Raw genomic sequence first — 21562 nt, forward strand, 5'->3', positions numbered from 1 at the left:
GTTCTCTGTCAGGCTTATGCTTCTTCGATACAAATCGCGATGTCTTTCACTTCGTAAATACGTAGACCATCTTTGCTCAGGTTTGCGTCGCCAACGATGATGCGTTTGCCGTCTTCGTCTTTGATTGCAGTGATGTGTACATCCAGTGACATCTGTTTGTTCAGAGGGTTAATCTGACCACGGTATTTCCATTTCACTTCAGATTGGATTTGACCAAACTTAGGATTGCGGAAGCCAGCACCAAGATCTTTATTTAGCGCATAGGTTTGCATCAGTTCGATGATCGCTTCGACACCTAGAGAACCTGGCATTACCGGATCTTGATGGAAGTGGAACTGGAAGAACCAATCGCTTGGGTCAATCGTACGCTCAGCGTATAGGTAACCCAGACCGTCTTTACCACCATCGCTGGTGATCTGCACCGTATCGATAAAGTTCAAGCGACCGCCAGCCAGTTGGTAGTGCTCTTGCACTTCACCAGTAGCAGAAACAGGTGCATTGAAGTAACGAGTCGTTTTGTCTAGTAGGTTGATGTTTACATCCGGCGTGCGGTTGTTATCAACATGCCAAGGGTGAGTCACTTTACCGTTGTCCAAACCAAGCTGGTCTTTCAGTGCTGCGCCCTTGAAGTAACCGAATACCGCTGTACCTTGGTAGAACGGCACGCCGTCAGTGCTCAGTTCGAAGCTGAAGCTCTGAACGATGTTGGTGCCCATCATTACTGTTGAAAGCAGACGAGAATCGTTGGTGATCGTTTTGCCGCGCAAGTCGACGTTACGCAACATTTTGCCGCTGCCATCTAGGTTGCGGAAAAACAGTTCTTCACCTGGGAAACCCAGTGTTGTTCCCATGTAGCCAGAGATGAAGCCGTTTGGCTGCAGTGAAATCTCCATCAATACCGAGTAAGGCATTAGGGTCTGGTGGCTGTTTTCATCAAAGTACCATGCATTTTCTGGCACTTCGTACTCTGCGATACACGATGAAGGCTTCTTGAAGTCGCCACGCTTACCGTCGATCTCAACCACACGAGTGGTTAGCTGCAAGTCGCCACACGGAGTACGTGGTGGAATCATTCCACGGTAGATAGAGAAATCAGGACCGAAACACTTCTCGATATCGCCAGTCGCGAATTCGAACATGTGGTAAGGCGTGAATGGAACCGTATCGGGTGTGCGGTTCGGGTAATCAGGCGTTGCCGGAGCTTCAACGTGTTGAAGAGGAACCACACCTTTGTTTGGTGCAGTTTCTAGGTCTTCAATTTGAGCCATCAATGGCGCATTCGCTGAAGCCTGTTGGTTCACTGCTGGTGTATGGCCCAAGCTTTTATGGTCCAAGCTTTCGATAACAGGGGTCGCGACAGCTGATTCTAAAGAAGGCAGATAACGAGTACATTCGTCGTCTTCTTTGATCATCACACCCAAGTTTTGGAAATCAACAATCACTTTGCCATTCAGCAAAATATCGATGTTAGCTTTCGCGTATGGGCGAGGGCTTAGACCAATCTCAGTCACTTCCATGCGGTAAGTCAGTTCTGCCGATTGTGGTAGAACTTGACCACGGCAACGTACTTGTTGAGGCGCATTTTCAAGCGGTTGGAAACGACCATTTTGAACAAGCGTGTGCATGCCAAGGTGCATCATGAAGAACTGAAGCAGTTGACCACAACCTTCTGCCATCAAAGAACCAGCCATTACCGAGTCATCTTTGAAGTGACAAGGGAAGTACCAATGCTCAGGCTCTAGCTGCTTATGACCTTCAATCAGACCAAGTCCCCATGTGCCACCTTGTGGTTCAACACGACTAACCTTTTCGATCATCATGAACTTCTCTGAGCTGAAGCATAAAGAAGGCTGGTGGCTATTGGATTGGTGAGTTGGACCAAAACATTCTGCAATGTTGGCAGTCAGTAGATGACGCAATTCTTGGTGGTTAAACTGAGTTTTAGGGCAGTGCAACATAGGATCGAAGCGTTGCTTAGTTGCAAGCTTACGAGCCTTGATTTCATCTTCAGTGTGAATCACACCCTTGCCATCTGCCAACTCTTCATCGGTGAAGAAGCCCGCACAGCCGTTATCCATTTTCAGGATCATCTTGTCGCCAACGAAACATTCGTACGAGAAGAAGAACAGCAGCGTGTCGCCATTGCGAGCAAAGTTGTTGATTGAGATGTCGTAACGCAGTGTATCGCCACCACGAGGCAAGTCGCCAAGGAAGGTCAGCGTGCAATCAAGCAGGCGATAAACACGCTCACCTTTGTTTTCGAAATCAATACCTAAGTAGCTGATTAGCATTAGGTCACACTGACCAGATTCAACTGCAACAGCCCAAGGGATCTGACCATCAACAAGATACGGCGCATCAACTGGGATGTCGTATTCTGTGGTCATTGTGCTTGGCTTGTACTCGTTAACGGTCGCGTTTAGCTTGGTTACACGAGATACCAGTAGGTAGTCCGTGGTTGGCAAGCGAACGCGACGCGAGTAGCTATCGATGATCGCGTAATCAGGGCCAAATACGTTCGCAATATCGCCTTCAGCGTATTCAACCAGATCATCGTAATCCCAGATACATGGCTTACGGATAGGTTTTACTGGTGCTGGCGTCGCAAGTACGTTGACTGGCGTTGACGAAACCTGAGCCGGTTGAGCTTGAACAGGCTGAGCTGGCGTTTGTTGACCAGTCGTTTGTTGACTATTTGTTTGTTGACTATTTGTTTGTTGGCTGGTCGTTTGTTGAATCAGGGCATTGCTATCTAAACCAGATGTCACTGCGTTTAGCTGTGCTTTTAATAACGCATCAGCCATCTGCATGCCTTGGGCACGTGTGTGCAGGAATGCTTTGTGTACCTGTTGAGCCGCTTGCTGGTTTTGAGCAAAAGCTTGGTTTTGGCTTAGATTTTGCGGCTGCTGTGAAGCTGCGTCGATTTGAGACGCGCCATTTTTAGCGGATAGGACATGAGTCATATTGCTGTGGTTACCTGTTAGCTGACTGTGGCGAGTTGGCGCCAGAGTAGGGGATACTGATGTAGGAGTTTCGATGACTGGCTCTATCGCGTTTTGCGCTAATGCATTCTTCTCTAACTCTTTTTGTGCAAGGGCTGCTTGAATGCTTGCTGTCGTTGGAACCGACGCCACTCTTGCTGCTTGTTTACCAGAAGCTTTCTGTTGAATCGTTGCCAAGTTGGTCACTGGGGTTTGGGCAATATGTTGATAGATATCACGACCACCAAGAGTCACTTGCTTAACTAATTGACGTTTAGCATCGCTCGCCAGTTCATTGCTTAAACGAACGGAAAGTGATTGAGATTCAACACTCGATTGGCTTAGTAGCAGCTGTGAACATTGTCCTTCGCTGATGTTGGCAACAATCGCGCTCTTAGAACTGACATTCGGATTCAGAGGTGCAAGGTTCAGGTTGAGCAGACCGTGTAGCAGGCTTGCCATACCAGAAGCAGCAGAGCAATGACCCACACGTTGACTTGCTTGAGTAGTCTTTGTGTTCCCTAAACTTAGAGACGAAAACTGATGAGATGAAGATTCTGGTGCATGGTTAAGCTCAAGCAGAGAAACATCGTTCGAGCTCATACCGACTTGAGTCAGTAACTCATCAACAACGGCGTTGTTATTCTCGCTTGAACCAAAAGCTAAGGCGTTGATGCTGCCGTAAGCCGCATCTTGGTTGCTCGCTACTTGGTTTTCTTCAACAAGAACAATCGCACCTGCACCTTCACCGACATTCCAACTGCCATCTTGCAGCTGTCCGAATTTTGGAGCTAGCGTCACTGGGCTTACGCTGTTCTTCAGAATCACATGTTCTGCACTGCCGCTTAGGTCGACGGCTGCAATCACAACGGCATCCATCGATTCTTGTGACATCAAGTTTTGTGCAACATCAATACAACGAGCAACCGACTGTTCAGCAGCTGAAATCGTAAAGGCAGGGCCATTAAAGTCCCACAATGAAGAGATACGCGAAGCCATGATATTGCCGATGAAACTGGTGTATTGGTTCAGCTTGGCTGCGTCCATCACACTGTCCATCGCGATGGTTTCTAGCGCTTGGTATTCGTCTTGAGTTAGTTCGATACCCATGTTGGCAAAGCTGTCAGCCAATTGGCTATGCAGGTTTACGCGTCCACGGAATTGGTGCATCTCAAGCTCTGTTTCCATCGCAACTAAAACCGCAACCTTTTGGCCTGCAACAAGCTTGGCATCTTTGATGGCTTCGTCTGCAACTTTCATCAGTAGCAACTGCTGAGAGATCAAACGGTCATCTTCATTTGGCGGCACTTTGAAGCGCAGGAAATCGAGATCGAATTGATCGATGTACGCGCCATTTGGAATACCGTGTAAACCAAACTGATTCAGTAGTTCTGGATGTTGGTCTAAGCCTTTCCAGCGCTTCTTAGGCAAGGCAATGAAAGCATCGTTGTTGGTCTCAATCGCAGTGCTTAGCGCGTTGATGCTCTGCAGAGAACCAAAGTGAGACGCTAGACCAGTAATGCTTAAATTAGATGGTTGTAGGCTTGGAGACGCTGACTCTTGAGTCGGGTTTACATGACTGGTGTCTGAATACGCTTCAAGCAGTAAGTGAGCGTTACAGCCACCGAAACCAAAGACAGAAACACCCGCACAGCGCTCTGAGTTGCCCGCTTTACTTGGCCAAGATTGAACCTGCGTTGGCAGAGTCTGTGAGCCAAATAAACCTTCTGGCGACGATAGTGGCTTATCCAAGTTAATACTTGGCGGAAGCACACCTTCTTTCATCGCAAAGATCATTTTCATGATCCCTGGCATACCCGCCGCAGTCAGCAAGTGACCGAGGTTGGACTTAGCAGAGCCAATCAATGGCGGGTTCGAACCATTCAATTTGTCAGCAAAGAAACGCTCCATTGAGGTTAACTCAACCTTGTCACCTAATGGTGTACCGGTTGCGTGACACTCAATCACTTCAATGCTGTCTGGTGATAAGTTCGAAGCCTCGTAAGCGCGTTCAAAGGCTTGGACTTGTCCTTTGCTGTTTGGGCTTAATACGAACTGGCCTCGGCCATCGTTCGACAAGCCAATACCGCTGACGACTGCGTAAATATTGTCGCCATCACGCTCTGCATCAGCTAAGCGTTTTAGGACTAAAACCCCCGCACCTTCGCCAGCAAACAGACCTTTACTGTTGCTATCAAACGGAACCGACACACCGTGATCAGGGTAAGCGTGGAAGATCGAAAAACCCATATTGATAAAGAATGGGTCAGCACCGGATACCGCGCCTGCCAACATCATGTCGGCTTTGCCTGTATTCAAGTAATCACACGCTAACTTCAATGAATACACAGAGCTTGCACATGCGGCATCTAGACTCAGTTGTACGTTACCTAAACCCAATGCATCAGCCACTAACTTAGAGGCGTTGTGTGCCGCTGCACCATTGATAGGGTTGAGGTCTTGCGCGGTTTCATTGGTTGGTAGCAATGAAAATTGGTCATTAGCTAATTTATCTTTAAATGCTTTCTCGACCACCGAGTGATAAATCGGTAGAAACAGGTCGTTTGAACGTGTGGTTGGGAACGAAAGGGCACCCATGATCACGCCTGTGCGCTCTAAAACATCGGCATTCAGATCAATGCCAGCGTCGACTAACGCCTTACGACTGGTATCCAAAGCCCATAGGAAACTTTGGTCAACACCGTTGAACGATTCTGCTGTTAAGCGGTAGCCATTGCTATCGAAATTGAAGTTTTCGATGTAACCGCCTTTGTCACAGTAAAAGCGGTCTGACTCACCTTGCACGCCCTGATAGTTTTCAGGTTTAGCTCCTAACTTTTCAGCGCTTAATGTGGTTCGAGAATCTTTTTTATCCAGCAAGTTTTGCCAAAAGTCTTTTGGCGTATCAGCTTCTGGGTATTGGTTTGCAATACCAACAATCGCGATCTTATTGCACTTTACTTGTTGTTTGTTCTGAGCCTGATACTGGTTCGATTGAGAACTCATACTAGCTCTCCTTGATGATTCACTGCGCTGCCTTGAGACACACCACTTAATTGCTTAGCGGTGGTGATCTGTTGTTTTAGCCCTTGAATAAGTGGCTCGACAGACAGTGGAATTTGATGAGTAATGAGCTGACCAATGCATTTGATGAGCGTGACAACATCGTCACCGCCTTTGGCATTGGAAGCGATTGTGCAGTACTGGTCTGCTACGTTGTCGCTACGATTGATCTTGTCGATCAATGTGCTGGTTTGACGATCGGCACCTACTTCTACAAACAGACGAGCACCTTGTTGACGCGCACTCTGGATCAACGCGGTGAAATCCAGCGTTGAACAGAAAGTGTCGGCAATCGAAAGGGCGATGCTGTCACTGTCGATATTGATTGGTGCGCCAGTCGGTAGACCTGCTGCGCTGATAAAGCGGATATGCTTTGGCAACTCGTCGAACAGTGGTTGTGTGTAAAAATCGCGTACTTGGCTATGCTGGCTTAGTGCTGGTGTGGTGTGCATTGCAGTAACACGGTTAGCGGCAATGCCACGTTTACCCAGTTTCTTGAGCAGAGCACGACATGTGCTTTCACAACCGGCCAGTACGCAAGTATCACCTTGGATGATAGCGAGATAAGCGCGCGGAAACTCTGGTAACAGTGCCTCAATCGCTTGTGCATCGCTGCGAACCACAAAGCTGTTCCATTGGATGATTTCGTCGCTGTTCAGCTGCCAATCTTGACGCACTGCTGTCAGTTCGCCAGAAATAGCCGTGGTGAAGATAGGACTGGTTTGAGTCATCTCAATCAGCGCATGCGGATTTTTCCAAACATTCAAGCTCGCCCACATCGAGGCTTCACCTTTGGAGTAACCCAAAGCGAAATCTGGCTGCACTTTGAATTCATCACACAAGAGCTGCGTTAGTAAATAACTACTGCCGACACCTGCAATGGCCAATTCACTGAGCGACATTTCTTGCGAGTTTTCTGCGTAGGTTTTGTCAGCCTGCAGCATCTCTTTCAAGTTACCTTCACGTTCTAAACGAGCAAATAACTGTGGGAAATGGTGGTGAAACTCGCGCAACATGCTGGGATAAACCGTGCCAACACCAGGGTAAACAAATGCAACGCCACCTTTGCTTTGAGGCTTCGGTGAGAAACAACTGCCCGCTGGCGTTTTGTAGTGGCTATTGTCACCCATTACTTTTGGCAACGCATTTTCTATCGCGGTGATCTCTTGTAGTGCAGCCTCAATTGAAGCCGCCTGAATCACGATGTTTGCGCCAAGGTCAACATTGTGTTGAACGCTTTGAAAGTGGCTTAGGTTTGAATGCATCAAGGTGGCGATAGCAAGTTCGCTGTCCGTTGAATCACTAACGCATTTTAGCTCTTCTCTTAACGAGGTTAGCTGAGAAACCAATTCAGTTTGCTCGCAGCCAAAAACCACAAACATCAAACGTTCGCTGGATAGCAAGGGTTTTGGTTCGTGCAAACCGGTCGCTTGAGTCAATATCAGGCTGGTGGCTTTTGGGCTATCGTCACTGAAAGTTAACGCAGCAACACGTGCTTTGTTTGGCTCAGTGAACCAGTAATGGTTAGGTAATGAATGGCTCGGTAATGAACGGCTCGATATCGCATTAACTATATTCAACAATTCATCAAACTGCTGCGAAGCCGATAAGTCAGAGTGTTGTTGTTGATGACTTAAATCTGAAGCGGGGCGGCGTGCAATATCCAGAGCTAGCTGAATGCTATTTCCGGTAGCTGTATCTACAAAGCTCGCCAAATTCGCGTGTGGGTGAATCTTATTCTGAGCAGCATTCAGCGCACTTAACATCAACAATGATGGTGAGTGATGATCCAAACAGAGCTTAACGACATTACCTTGATTGACTGTCTCGATGGCGTGAGCAAGTGCTTGATTAAAATTGCCATCAACCACAACAGTTATCATCTCTGGGAACGAGGGAAATAAGTCGGCAGAAAGCTCAGCCGCGTTTGCTGGCTGAGCTAAAAGAGCGATGCGCAATGGCATCGCTTTATTAGTAGGAACAGTCACTATGACAATTGCTCCTTTTCTGGGTTCTTAGTAGTCTCTTTCTTCGACACTGCTGAGCTAGACTTCGGCAAAAATGCGTCGTTTAAGCTTTTGCTGATGGTGACTTTTGCACCTTTCATTACCGCGCTTAAACGACCATCTTGGTGGTAAAGCGAGATATCAGCTTGAAGCGAACGAGTCGTACTTTTTATCACGCTCAGATCTAGCCAACCTTGGTCACCATCGTGCATCGGTGCGTAACAAATAAACTCACCGATTGCAGACGGTAGGCTTGCCGCGCCGTATTTCAATCGAGCCCATACCAACATGGCTTGCAATAGATAATCTTCAGCAAATGGCTGGCTATCACCAAAACCTTGCTTCGGAATAAATGATCCGCAGTCGCTGTTTTCAATCTGAGGTAGTTGGCACTGAGCCAATAAACCTAAGTCGTCAAAGCATTCGACTGAGGTAATACCTTGCAATCTTGGTCCATGAAACAGAGTGCCGTCACTGTATAGAGCTTGTGCCGTTGTTACAGGAGCTGAAGTGTTGGCTTCAAAGCGCTTTGTCGACGCTTGTTGAACATCTTCAGAAACTTGCACAGAGGCAACTTGCAACTGAGCTTGATACTGTGGTCGTCCTTGGCAACTGATCACTGCTTTTAGCTGACCTTTTGATTTAGCATCAGAGGAAAGAACCAGTCTTAGCTCTTGCACTTCATCAGTATCAAAAATCACACCTTTCAGCAGTTTGTAGTTGTGAACGCTAACGTTCACCCCTAACAGTTGCTCAGCGATTTCACGCATCCATTGGATGGCACACACTGTCGGTAACACTGGGTTACCGGCAATACAGTGATCTTGAATGAAAGGCAATGCCTTAGGATCAAGATGACGTGTCACAGTAATGCTTGTATTCAGCGGACTCTCTGCAAGATGCACAGACTCCGCATTAAGCTTTTTTACAGCAGCTTCCTTGTTGTCAGAACCTTGCATGCTCGTGCCAACCAGCAGTTGAATGCCAGTTTCGTTCAGTAGTTGAGAGCTAAATAGCTCTGCACCCGCTTGAAGAGGAATTACGTACACACCGCGCTCTGTAAACATACGCTTCAGCGCTGCGTTTACCATGCCGCCGTCCCACGGTCCCCAGTTGAAGCTCATCACTTTCGCTTGAGGGTTACGCGCAGACAGTTGCAGAGCCGCTTTGTTTAGGATCTCGTTAGACATCGAGTAGTCGCTTTGGCCTGTGTTTCCGTAGAAACCCGCTGCCGAAGAGAACATCGCAATCAGTTTTAGCTTGCTGCTATCAAGACCACCAAGAACGGCTTCTAATCCGCCTACTTTCGTGCCGTAAACCATGTTTAGTTCATCAAGCGTTTTGTCTTGAATGTGTTTGTCAGCCAGTACACCTGCGCCGTGGATAAGACCCGTGATGCCTTCGAAGTTTGCCAGCGTTTTCGCTACTGACTCATTGTTCGATACATCTAAGCTTAGGTATTCAGCGCTCGCGCCAATCTCGTTGAAAGCGGCAAGTGCTGCGTTGATTTCAAGGCTGCTCAATACCGGTTTTAGCAGAGTATCAACTTTCTTTGGCGTTGGTTTGTCACCTGTTGCTTGTAGGTGAGCGATAGCCGCTGGTTTTAGCTCTTTCTCTTGCTTGCCTTGCGCCCACTGAGGTAGCTCAGCTGAAGTAATATGCTTACTACGACCGGCAAGAATGAAGTGAGACTTACATTGCTTAGCAAGCGTCAGTGCACATTCAAACGTCACACCTTTAGCGCCACCAGTTACCAGAACTTTATCGCTCTTGCTGAGTTGAGCGCCTGTGTTCTTCGTTTGTGCAGCACCTGGTGTTGCCGCAATCAGTGTTGCACGACCAGATTCACCGTTTTCCGCATGGCTAAGGCCGATTTCAACCGTGTTGGTATCGACATCGAACAGTTCGCCTGTGATAGCTTCAGCTAGGTGACGAGCATCAATAGAAGCGTCAGCATCCAATGCACGGCAGAATACGTTTGACCATTCATGGCTCAGTGTCTTCGTTAGACCAGACAACGCGGCTTGGTTAAGTTCTGCATTCGCTAATTGCTTAGTATCTAGGTAACCAAAGCCACCATCGATACGGCTTAGTGTGAAGAACACGCTGCGACCAGAAACGGTATTCAGCTGACCATTTAGGTGCTTGGCGAACAAGAACGCAGTGGTTAGCGAAGCTCTTGAATCTGCATTCAAGTTAACCGCTTGCTCGTTGCTTTGTTTTGCATCAACGATAGCTTGTAGGTGAATGAAGCCTGCAATCACTTTGTTCGATGTTTTAAGGTCTGCTTCGATGTCGTTAATAACCGCAGTGACACCAGCATCATCGACGCTGTTGAGTGTGTAGCTTGCGATTTCACTGTTTAAAGGTGACGCGGCAGAAAGAGCACTACGCACTACAGCCACTTGAATGCCGTTAGCGGTCAACTTTTCTGCTAGAACACCGGCGTTGTGACCATCATCTGTGATCACGACACAAGCGTCTTTTGAGAAACAATCGACGAGTTTATCTGCCGCTGGTAGCTTTTTTAGCGCTACCTCATTGTGTGGAGGAAGTTCCGCTGTCGCTGTTTCTGCGATAGGCGTTACTGATTCAGCTTTTGGAGTTGCTGCGGGTGCAGCCGCGGATAGCTTGCTTTGCATGTAGGTAACGATTTCACCAAGCGTACGACACTCAGCTAGGTCTTCAGGGTTTAGCTCTGGCAGCGTTGGTAGCTGGTCTTGAACCGTACCCAGGATCTCGACGCGTTTAATCGAATCGATACCAAGGTCTGCTTCCATGTCCATCGCTAGGTCGAGCATTTCTGCTGGGTAGCCAGTTTTATCGGCAACCACTTCCATCATTGTTGATTGAACATGAGCAGGATTTAGGTCATTGCTCGTGCTTTCTACAATTGCCTCTACTTCTGCAGCAGGAGCTACTGTCGCTGCTTCCGAACTAGGAGCTAACTTGCTATTCATGTAGTCAACGATTTCGCCAAGAGTACGACACTCAGCGAGATCTTCAGGGTTCAGCTCTGGCAATGTTGGTAGCTGGTCTTGAACCGTACCAAGGATCTCAACACGTTTGATTGAGTCGATGCCAAGGTCTGCTTCCATGTCCATTGCTAGGTCTAGCATTTCTGTTGGGTAGCCCGTTTTCTCCGCTACTACGCTCAACATTGTGCTTTGAACTTGTTCTGCGTTTAAACCGTTTGATACTGCTGGCGCAGATGCTTGAGCTGCTACTGGAGCAGAAGCCGGAAGCTTACTGTTCATGTAGTCGACTATCTCGCCTAGAGTACGACACTCAGCGAGGTCTTCAGGGTTCAGTTCTGGAAGAGTCGGTAGCTCGTCTTGAACTGTACCTAGAATTTCAACACGCTTGATTGAGTCGATACCAAGGTCAGCTTCCATGTCCATTGCTAGGTCTAGCATTTCAGTCGGGTAGCCCGTCTTCTCTGCGACTACTTCTAACATGGTTTTTTGAACGACAGCCGCATCTAGTCCGTTGTTAGCTGCTGGCGCCACTACTTCCGTTTGTGCTGCAACTGGTGCAGAAGTCGGAAGTTTACTGTTCATGTAGTCAACAATTTCGCCAAGAGTACGACACTCAGCTAAGTCTTCAGGGTTTAGCTCTGGAAGAGTCGGCAGTTCATCTTGAACCGTACCAAGAATCTCAACACGCTTGATTGAATCGATACCAAGGTCTGCTTCCATATCCATTTCTAGATCAAGCATTTCCGTTGGGTAACCTGTCTTCTCAGCAACCACTTCTAACATGGTTTGTTGAACGACTTTCGCATCAAGACCGTTAACTGCTTGAACAGGAGCGGTTGCGTTTGGCTGTGCGGCAACAGGCGCTGATGCTGGCATCTTGCTGTTCATGTAAGTAACGATTTCACCAAGAGTACGACACTCAGCCAAATCTTCAGGATTCAGCTCAGGTAGGTTTGGCATTTCGTCTTGAACGGTACCAAGGATCTCTACGCGCTTGATTGAGTCGATACCAAGGTCTGCTTCCATGTCCATTTCTAGATCAAGCATCTCCGTTGGGTAACCCGTTTTCTCGGCAACGACTTCTAGCATCACTTTTTCAGCGTCGGCTGTTTGTACTGCTACTGGTGCAGCCACAGGAGCTGGTTGCGCTTTAACTGGCACAGGTTGAGCTGCAACAGGCGCTGCCGCTTGAGCCGCTACTTGTGGTGCAGGAACGGCTTTCTGTACTGGCGTAACTTGAACAGACTGAGCTTGAACTGGCGCGGCTTGTACAGGAGTCGCTTGTACTTGAGCTACAGGCTGTTGGACGGTAGCTGCTGGAGTCGTTGGAGTAGCTGTAGCTTGAATCACTGGCTGAACATTTACTGGCGCAACGAAGGTTTGTTGTGCCGTTTGTGCTGAACCTTGCGTTAGCATATTAAGTGCTGAGTTGTTGCTGTGCGCTTGCATTTCTAGGTAATGAGCGTGCGCTTTTAGCGTTTCAGCTTGGTGCTGGTGGAACATTTCCATAGAACGTTGCAGGTTCTCAGGAATTGCTACGCCTGCTGTTGCCATTTTCGCTTGCTCAGACATTAAGGTGTTGAACGTGTCACCGTATTGCTGAGGAATCGCCAAGAATTGCTGATGTACTTCTGCTGCTTGTTGTTGAGCATTGAAGAACGACTGCAATGAAGACTCATCTACCGTTACTTGAGCTGTTGGCTGACTAGTCGCTGGGGCTGTTTGAACCACTTGAGGCTGCTGAGCTGTTGTTGCTACTTGTGCGCTTGGTGCTGGAGCAGCTGACTGTTGTACATTTGAAGCTTGAGGAGCAGCCACAGGTACTTCAACGATTTCTGTTTTAATCACTTCTTTTTCCACGATTTTCTCGACTTCAACTTTCACTTCAACAATCTCAGTCTTTTCGGTGACGTTGCCCGAAGCCAATGATTGATCCATTTTCTTACGAGTAGCAGGGCTGATGTAGTTGGTTGCATTCAGCTTGATGTTCATTGGTGATGCCTTCGCAGGTTCAGCAATGTCAGCTTGGTAAGGGTCAATGTTGTCTAATGAAATACCTGCCACGCACAGTTGAACCGCAGCTAAGCGAAGCTGTTGGTCACTGTCGCCTTTAGGGCTTGGGTTGATGCTGATTGCGTAAAGCTCTTCGTTCTTATCAGCCAATGTTTTCTCAACCAGCTTTTGAAGAATGTTTTTCGGACCGAACTCAACGAATACGCGCGCGCCTGCTTCATACATCGCTTCAATTTGCTCGCTGAAACGAACCGATTGCAGCATGTGTTGCTTGAACGCTTTCTTGATCGCTTTAGCGTCTTTGCTGTGCAGTTTGCCCGTTGCGTTCGAGTAAAGCGGCAGCGTTGGAGCGCTGAATGAAGCTTTATCAATTGCAGAAGCAAATGGTTTTTGAGCGTGAGCAACAAGCGGTGTGTGGAAAGCACCAGACACTGGCAGAGCAATCGCTTTGAAGCCTTGTTCTGTTAGCGCTTGTGCTGCTTGTTGAACCGTTGCAGTTGGACCTGCAATAACCAGTTGAGTCGGAGCGTTGTAGTTGGCAATGCTCACGCCTTCGAATTGGCTGATGCAGCTTTCAACGGCTGGAAGTTTGTCTGCGTCTAGGATGACCGCAAACATCGTACCGCTGTCACCTTGTTCTGGTGTTGCAGCCATCGCATCGCCACGAGCGAAAGCTAGCTGGTAGTAATCGTCTTGCGAGATAACACCCGATGCACATAGTGCGCTTAGCTCACCAAAGCTGTGGCCTGCGACCATGTCTGCTTTGAAGCCAGCTTGAGTCATGATGTCGAACTGACCCATAGACACAGTACCAATCGCACTTTGCGCATTGGCCGTGTTGGTTAACACCGCTTCTTGAGCTTTGGTTGCTTCTGGTGTGAAAGTTGGAATTGGGAACAGAATTTGCGACAGAGCCGTTTTCTTGTGTTGACCAAATACCTGATCCGCTTGAGCAAGCTGTTGGCGCATTTCAGGGTAATGACAAGCAAGCTCGCGACCCATGTTTAGGTATTGCGAACCTTGACCAGCAAATAATGCAGCCACTTTACCAGCACCGTTTTCAGCAATCAGTGCCGACTCACGGTAGCTAGTACCGTTTGGCATCTGCCAATGTGTTTTGGTTTGGCTCTCAAGCATAGAAACCGCTTGAGTCAGTTGCGCTTGAAGGTCTGCTTGGTCAGTTACAACTAAACCAAGACGAGCGTGCTTAGCGTCTACTTCGCGTAGAGCGTGCTGCTCAGCAAGCGCTTCTAGTTTGAATGCGGCATCTGCAACTTGAGTTGAAACCTGCTTGAGCTCATTGATCAGTGCTTGACGAGATTCCGCGCTGAATAACAGAGTTTGCGGTACTTGGCGTTGACGGTATTTGTCACCGCGAGCGTGTTCTGGCGTGTACTCTTCTAATACAACGTGGAAGTTAGTGCCACCAAAACCAAATGAGCTGATACCTGCACGGCGTGGTGTGCCGTCGACACGTTTCATCCAAGGACGCGTTTGTGTATTTAGGTAGAACGGTGAGTTCTCGATATCCAACTTAGGATTCGGAGCCGATACGTTAATCGTTGGCGGCAGTACTTTGTGGTGCAGTGCTAATGCAGCTTTGATTAAACCGGCAGTACCCGCGGTTGATTTAGTGTGACCAATTTGAGATTTCACAGAGCCTAACGCAATGTGTTGCTTCTCTTCATTGTTCTCACTGAATACCGAGTTTAAGCCACCAAATTCAGCCACATCGCCCGCTGCAGTACCTGTACCGTGCGCTTCTAAAAGGCCAAGTGTGTGCGGTGCGAAACCAGCATCATCGTAAGCACGTTTTAGTGCTTTTGCTTGTCCTTCAGGGCGAGGTGCGTAAATACTCTTGAACTTACCATCCGAAGAAGAACCGACACCTTTTATCACTGAGTAGATTCTGTCGCCGTCGCGCTCTGCATCTTCAAGACGTTTAAGAGCAACCATGCCGATGCCTTCACCAATCATCATGCCTTTTGAGTCGATGTCGAAAGGTTGAATGGTTTCATTGGTGGTAAACGCAGGTGTTTTAGAGAAGCTCATGTACATGGTTGGTGAGTTATCAGTACACACACCACCTGTGATCATCATTTCACTGCGGCCTTCAACCAGCTCACTTAGAGCCATACGCATTGCGGCTAGAGAGCCTGCACACGCAGCATCTACTACACAGTTGATGCCACCAAGGTCAAAGCGGTTAGCAATACGACCTGAAATTACGTTACCCAATGAACCAGGGAATGAGTTCTCTTCCCAGTGGATGTATTGGTCTTGGAATTTTTTGATCAGCATTTCGCTGTCGTCGTCGCTGATACCACTGCTCTTGAAGACTTTTTTCAAAACAGGGTATTGTAGACGAGCATTTAGGCTTTGAGCGATCTTTTGACCACCACCAACACCGAGCGTGATACCGATCTTATCGCGATCGTAGCCTTCAGTCAGCTTGGCATCTTCAAGTACTTCTTTTGCAACGATCAAAGAAAGCAGCTGTGAAGTATCAGTCAGTTCTAGGATATTTGGCGGAAGACCGAACTCCATAGGGTTGAAGTCTACTTCTGGGATGAAACCACCGCGCTTACAGTAAGACTTGTCTGGCGTAGTACGATCTGAATCGTAGTAATCTTCTGGACGCCAGTGCGTATCTGGTACTTCAGTAATCGCATCGATCTTTTCGCTGATAAGATCCCAAAATTTATTCAGGTAGCGAGAGTTTGCAAACATGCTCGCCATACCAACGATAGCGACAGGCATATCTTTAAGGCGTTTATTCAGTCGAGAATCGTCGACTGATTCCGGTGTATTTGTCTCGGGTTGGCTCATTATGAGTCTCCACTAGAAATCACAGAAAGTGATGTCGTGTTTTGAGGCTGCGCTTTTAAAGCTATAGAAAGAAAATCTGAAACAGACTTAGGGAAGCGCAGCTGAAAATTCAGGTTGCTGAGTGGCGGCAACCAGATAGAAATTAGGCTTTCGAAGTGCGTTGACTTACGAGAGTAGGGGAGGTGTTTCATGCGCGACGGTGGCATTCAAATGTTGAGGCGATGTCCATTAAAATCCTGTTCAAAGTCTGACTAAACGACAAGTCGGTATCCGCAAAGAAAACGTGTGAATTTGTTTAATGGTTGAGCAGGCTACCCGAGGTGAGTGGTCGATACAATGCTCCCAGAGGCCACTATGATCTGTTCAGACCAGATGAATTTGGCATGGTTTTGATTTTTGTATTTTTAATTTAATTAACTTATTGATAATTAATGGGTATGGGTTGTTTTTTAGTGTTTTTACTCTATATTTCGACTTGGTGAGATCTATGTCATATTTTTGTAAGTAACATTTAATGGATGCCTCTTGTGTAAGGCTAAGTGTGATCTGTGTTTTAATTTGTTATTATTTGAAAAATTAGTTTTAAGTCCTCATATGAAGGGGGTTTCCCTCCCGTATTCTCTAGGTTCCACTTAATTTATAGGTGAGTTAAATTTGTTCGATTGGGTTGTTCCAATCGTGTTTTGAAGAGTGATTTATAGAAGTGAGTTCGAGTTAAATGAAAACTCCCGTTGTTGATTTGTGGCTATGTTCTCTGAGTAATTTAAATGACCAGCCAAACAATGTATCGCAGCTCAAAAAGAGACTGACAGCCGATGAGATTGCCAAAGTTGAGCGTTATCGAATGCCCTCATCTCAGATTCAAGCTTTGTATGTACGAAATTATCTGAGAAAGGTGCTGTCTAGCTATTCTGATTTGATGCCTGAAGCGTGGCGCTTTGAATATGGTGAGAAAGGGAAGCCGAGATTAATAGAGAAACAACAAATAGAAACCGGCCTGAATTTCAATATCAGTCATAGCAAAGAACATTTGTTGATTGCAGTTTGCCAGAGAAAAGGGAAGCAAGTTCAATTGGGTGTTGATATTGAACACGCAAGAAGTTCGACCAATATCGACTCGATCATGAAGCACTACTTTTCAGATAAAGAATTGGCGGATTTACTTGAGCTCAGCAAAGAAGAACACAGAGAGCGTTTTTTCGATCTGTGGGCGTTGAAAGAGTCGTACATCAAAGCGACGGGGAAGGGGCTAGCCACATCGTTGCGAAGCTTTTCGTTCGATTTCTCCAATCTGACGGAGCAAACATTGCCAATTCACGCTTCGGATTTTCAACCAAACTTGCAGGATGAAATTAGATTGTATCGCGAAATCAGGCTAGATAGCGGGATTGGGTTGGATTTGGATTCTTATCAACAAGACGATATTTCTACAGATTGGCAATGTTGCTTGGGTCGATTAGATGACCAGTATCGTTTCGCCGTGACTCTTGGTGGGAATTTGCTACCCATGCAGATAGAGATGAGAACCTTTTCGTCGTCTCATCTCCTTTAAGCGAGTTTGGTGAGGTGAGGTAAGATGAGGTTAACTCGTTTCGCCAAGCATCGCTTTTAAGACTTCAGCAGGCACTGGCTGAAGTTGTTTGTCTTTATCTAAACAGACCATTTCGATATCACCAATCACTGCGGGTTTGGTTGCATCTTTACGCCACACTTCTTGTCGCCATAGCGTTTTGTATTTGCCATCGAGTTCAAAAGAGGTTCGGATGTCGCAGATCTCAGCGAACTCAACCCCATCTTGAAAAGTCATGTTGGCTTTATATACCGCAAAACCTAATCCATGTTCATTCCACAATGTTGCCAGTTTATCGCTACCCAAGACATGTTCGCGTGCACGCTCAAAGTACTTTAGAAAGTTAGGGTGATAAACCACACCTGAGTGATCGGTATCTTCATAGTAAATTTGTACTGGGTGATGGTAGATCTGGCTCATTGATATCAACTCTTATTAAGTAGCGTTGTAGTAAATCTGACTAAGTTGTGCAGCACTCTACAGGATAGGTCGAAATTACTTCAAGGTATCATCGGCAATCGAGCTTTTGGTCAGACCTCATTTATCACTGATGCTTTGGTCAGCTTCCACCCATTTACAAATATTCTATGTGTCACTTTCCACCCATTGATTTTTGCAGCGAGTTAGTGACTGCTGCAGGCAGATATCATGAAGCCTTACGGTTAAAGGGTTGTTAATGATTTGTGTCAATGTGGCGCGTTAATTGCTTTAGTGAAAGCACGCAGTTCCCATTGAAGGGCTGCTTTGTTTACTAAGGAGAATAATAATGTTTAAGCCTCTTACCCTGCTGTCTGTATCTGCTCTGGCGCTCACAAGTTTTAATGCTGCTGCAAACTGTGACCCAGGTGAAATCGTGATTAAATTCAGTCATGTAACCAATACCGATAAGCACCCGAAAGGCATTGCCGCTTCTTTACTGGAAGAGCGAGTAAACACGGAAATGAATGGCAAAGCTTGTATGCAAGTTTTCCCTAACTCAACACTCTACGATGATAATAAAGTACTGGAAGCCCTGTTAAATGGTGATGTTCAAATGGCGGCTCCTTCGCTGTCTAAATTTGAGAAGTTCACTAAGAAATACCGCATTTTTGACCTTCCTTTCCTATTTGAAGACGTAGAAGCCGTTGACCGTTTCCAAAACTCAGAATCTGGCGAAAAACTGAAGAATGCGATGAAGCGTCGTGGCCTTCAAGGTCTAGCGTTTTGGCACAATGGCATGAAACAGATGTCGGCGAATAAGCCTCTTATCAACCCTGAAGACGCGGAAGGGTTGAAATTCCGTGTTCAAGCATCAGACGTATTGGTGGCTCAGTTTGAACAACTAGGCGCTAACCCACAGAAGATGTCTTTCAAAGAAGTTTATGGTGGCCTGCAAACTAAGGTTATCGATGGTCAAGAGAACACATGGTCAAACATCTACGGTAAGAAGTTCTTTGAAGTACAAGACGGCGTAACTGAAACCAATCACGGTATCTTGGATTACCTAGTGGTAACGTCAAACGACTTCTGGAAAGACCTACCTGAAGATGTACGTACACAGCTTGGCACTATCGTTCAAGAAGTCTCTGAAACACGTAATGCAGAATCTTCAAAAGTTAACCTAGCGAACAAAAATAACATCATCGAAGCCGGTGGTGAGGTTCGTACACTTACGCCTGAACAGCGTGAAGCATGGGTAGCTGCACTTCAACCAGTATGGAAGAAGTTTGAAAAAGACATCGGTTCAGACCTTATCGATGCAGCGTTAGCTTCAAACCAATAACACCGCTAAGGGAGTGGCGTGCATTTCGCCACTCCTTATTAAAATAACTATAAGCGGAGTCAATTATGGATAATCCTCAAATGGAACAACCAAATTCTAGCGAATCAGCACTGGAAACCTCTCTTTTTTCCAAAGTCGGAAGAGTTACGGATGTGATTGAAGAGTCATTAATCGCATTTTTCCTTGGCGCAATGACGCTACTTACTTTTGCTAATGTGGTATTCAGATACGCATTCAATGGCAATATCTTGTGGGCACTAGAACTGACTGTGTTCATGTTCGCTTGGATGGTGTTAGTGGGCGCATCTTATGGCGTTAAAAAACACTTCCACATTGGCGTTGATGTGATCATTAACCTTGCCCCAGAAAAGCTGCGTAAAGTGTATGCGTTAATCGCCGTCACAAGCTGCTTAGCATTCTCAATCTTACTTCTTATCGGTTCTTGGAATTACTGGTACCCGTTCGCGACTGAGCGCGCTTGGTACGAGACCGATGATATTCCAATGCCCGAGATGCTTCAGTTTCTTGCTGACTGGCTGAATGAAGGCGAGCGATACGAGAAACTGCCACGTTTTATTCCTTATATGGCGCTGCCGATTGGTATGGCAATGCTGACGTTCCGATTCATCCAAATCGCTTATCAAGTGGCGACGGGCAAGCTTGACCGCATGATTGCAGGCCATGAAGCCGAAGAAGAGCTGGATGCATTGAAAGCTGATGTGTTAGCGGGTTCTGATGAAGACGCGACAGCGGTATTGGATTCGACTAAGCAAAACAAGGCGAACGAGTCGGGTACAAAATCTAACGGTAAGGAAGACTAATCATGGCAATGTTATTTCTATTTTTAATGGTAATTGCTTTCATGTTGGTCGGTGTACCAATTGCGATTTCCCTTGGTTTATCGAGCGTCATATTCTTATTGATGCATTCAGATGCGTCATTAGCTTCAGTCGCACAAACGTTGTTCAACGCATTTGCAGGCCACTACACACTCTTAGCGATCCCTTTCTTTATCTTGGCCTCCAGCTTCATGTCAACCGGTGGTGTGGCGAAACGTATTATCCGTTTTGCTATCGCAATGGTCGGCTGGTTCCGCGGCGGTTTAGCGATGGCGTCGGTTGTGGCATGTATGATGTTCGCAGCGTTATCTGGTTCGTCTCCAGCAACGGTAGTAGCAATCGGTAGCATTGTTATCGCTGGTATGATCAAAAACGGCTACACAAAAGAATTCGCGGCAGGGGTTATCTGTAATGCGGGTACTTTGGGTATCTTGATTCCACCATCCATCGTTATGGTTGTTTACGCTGCGGCGACGGATGTATCTGTAGGTCGTATGTTCCTCGGTGGCGTGATTCCTGGTCTGTTGGCGGGTGTGATGTTGATGATTGCTATCTACATTGCAGCACGTATTAAGAAGATTCCTGCACAGCCGTTTGTGGGCTGGGGTGAGATGTTCGCAGCAGCAAAAGACGCAAGTTGGGGTCTGCTACTGATTGTCATCATTTTGGGTGGTATCTACGGCGGTATCTTTACACCGACGGAAGCGGCAGCTGTTGCAGCGGTATACGCGTTCTTTATTGCCAACTTTATCTATAAAGATATGGGGCCTTTCGCTGACAAGAAGAATACAAAGCCTGCTTTGGTTAAAGTGTTCCAAACCTTCTTCCACAAAGATACCAAAGACACGCTCTATGATGCAGGTAAGTTGACGATCATGCTGCTATTTATCATAGCTAATGCTCTGATTCTTAAGCATGTACTGACAGAAGAACGTATTCCTCAGATGATCACGGAATCTATGTTGTCTGCAGGTTTAGGTCCGATCACCTTCTTAATTGTGGTGAACGTTCTACTCTTGATTGGTGGGCAGTTCATGGAGCCATCAGGCTTGCTGATCATCGTTGCGCCATTGGTATTCCCAATTGCAATTGCACTGGGCATCGACCCAATTCACCTAGGTATCATGATGGTGGTGAACATGGAGATAGGGATGATAACGCCGCCTGTTGGGCTCAATTTGTTTGTGACCGCCGGGGTCGCGAAGATGTCGATGATGAACGTGGTAAAAGCAGCGTTGCCATGGGTTGGCGTGATGTTCTTGTTCTTGATTATCGTAACTTACGTACCTTGGGTATCAACATGGTTACCGACCACCTTGATGGGGCCAGAGATCATCACTAAGTAGGTAGTGAAGTAACAACGAAGTGATGAGGAGGGTTAAACCTCCTCATCGATAATCTTGCCATATCTAGAACCTAAATCAATCTGCTCATACAGCGCTCTTTTTGCCTCTAATTCTGGCGTGTATATACCCAGTTAACTTGAAGATGCGCAGTTGAGCACCTGAAAATTATCATTTA

Annotated in this window: 9 protein-coding genes; 4 read left to right on the top strand and 5 right to left on the bottom strand. The window is 46.8% G+C overall.

Annotated features, from left to right (window positions below; all coding sequences use genetic code 11):
• Nucleotides 1–14: 14 nt before the first annotated feature.
• The 4 genes from ACED60_RS11360 to ACED60_RS11375 are packed head-to-tail and all read right to left on the bottom strand — an operon-like array spanning nucleotide 15 to nucleotide 16061.
• Nucleotides 15–5987 carry a beta-ketoacyl synthase N-terminal-like domain-containing protein gene (locus ACED60_RS11360; protein ID WP_371727544.1) on the bottom strand — a complete coding sequence of 1991 codons (5973 nt, stop codon included), beginning with the start codon at nucleotides 5985–5987 and terminating at the stop codon, nucleotides 15–17.
• Complete coding sequence (locus ACED60_RS11365) at nucleotides 5984–8032, bottom strand: PfaB family protein (RefSeq protein WP_371727545.1); 2049 nt, start codon at nucleotides 8030–8032, stop codon at nucleotides 5984–5986. Before ACED60_RS11365 ends, ACED60_RS11360 begins: the two co-directional genes overlap by 4 nt.
• Nucleotides 8032–15870: a phosphopantetheine-binding protein gene (locus tag ACED60_RS11370; RefSeq protein ID WP_371727546.1), complete on the bottom strand. Its 7839-nt coding sequence runs from the start codon at nucleotides 15868–15870 to the stop codon at nucleotides 8032–8034. The genes ACED60_RS11365 and ACED60_RS11370 overlap by 1 nt, the downstream gene beginning before the upstream one ends.
• A complete protein-coding gene (locus ACED60_RS11375) occupies nucleotides 15870–16061 on the bottom strand; it encodes a hypothetical protein (RefSeq protein ID WP_020628682.1) in 192 nt (63 codons plus the stop codon). Before ACED60_RS11375 ends, ACED60_RS11370 begins: the two co-directional genes overlap by 1 nt.
• Nucleotides 16062–16588: 527 nt before the next feature.
• Here ACED60_RS11375 and ACED60_RS11380 point away from each other — a divergent pair.
• The gene (locus tag ACED60_RS11380) at nucleotides 16589–17422 is read left to right on the top strand and encodes a 4'-phosphopantetheinyl transferase superfamily protein (protein ID WP_009847293.1); all 834 of its coding nucleotides are present in this window, start codon (nucleotides 16589–16591) and stop codon (nucleotides 17420–17422) included.
• 30 nt (nucleotides 17423–17452) lie between these two features.
• On the opposite strand, the gene ACED60_RS11385 is transcribed toward ACED60_RS11380, so the two are convergent.
• A complete protein-coding gene (locus ACED60_RS11385) occupies nucleotides 17453–17860 on the bottom strand; it encodes a thioesterase family protein (RefSeq protein WP_009847292.1) in 408 nt (135 codons plus the stop codon).
• 346 nt (nucleotides 17861–18206) lie between these two features.
• On the opposite strand from ACED60_RS11385, the gene ACED60_RS11390 reads away from it, so the two are divergent.
• From ACED60_RS11390 to ACED60_RS11400, 3 genes are all read left to right on the top strand, one after another.
• Nucleotides 18207–19202 carry a TRAP transporter substrate-binding protein gene (locus ACED60_RS11390; protein WP_004736072.1) on the top strand — a complete coding sequence of 332 codons (996 nt, stop codon included), beginning with the start codon at nucleotides 18207–18209 and terminating at the stop codon, nucleotides 19200–19202.
• Nucleotides 19203–19267: 65 nt separating this feature from the next.
• Nucleotides 19268–20023: a TRAP transporter small permease gene (locus ACED60_RS11395; RefSeq protein WP_054548189.1), complete on the top strand. Its 756-nt coding sequence runs from the start codon at nucleotides 19268–19270 to the stop codon at nucleotides 20021–20023.
• A 2-nt stretch (nucleotides 20024–20025) separates the two neighbouring features.
• Complete coding sequence (locus ACED60_RS11400; protein WP_004736074.1) at nucleotides 20026–21387, top strand: TRAP transporter large permease; 1362 nt, start codon at nucleotides 20026–20028, stop codon at nucleotides 21385–21387.
• Nucleotides 21388–21562: the final 175 nt, after the last annotated feature.

Origin of the sequence: Vibrio sp. 1F279 (assembly GCF_041439815.1) — a bacterium.
GTDB lineage: Bacteria > Pseudomonadota > Gammaproteobacteria > Enterobacterales > Vibrionaceae > Vibrio > Vibrio tasmaniensis_A.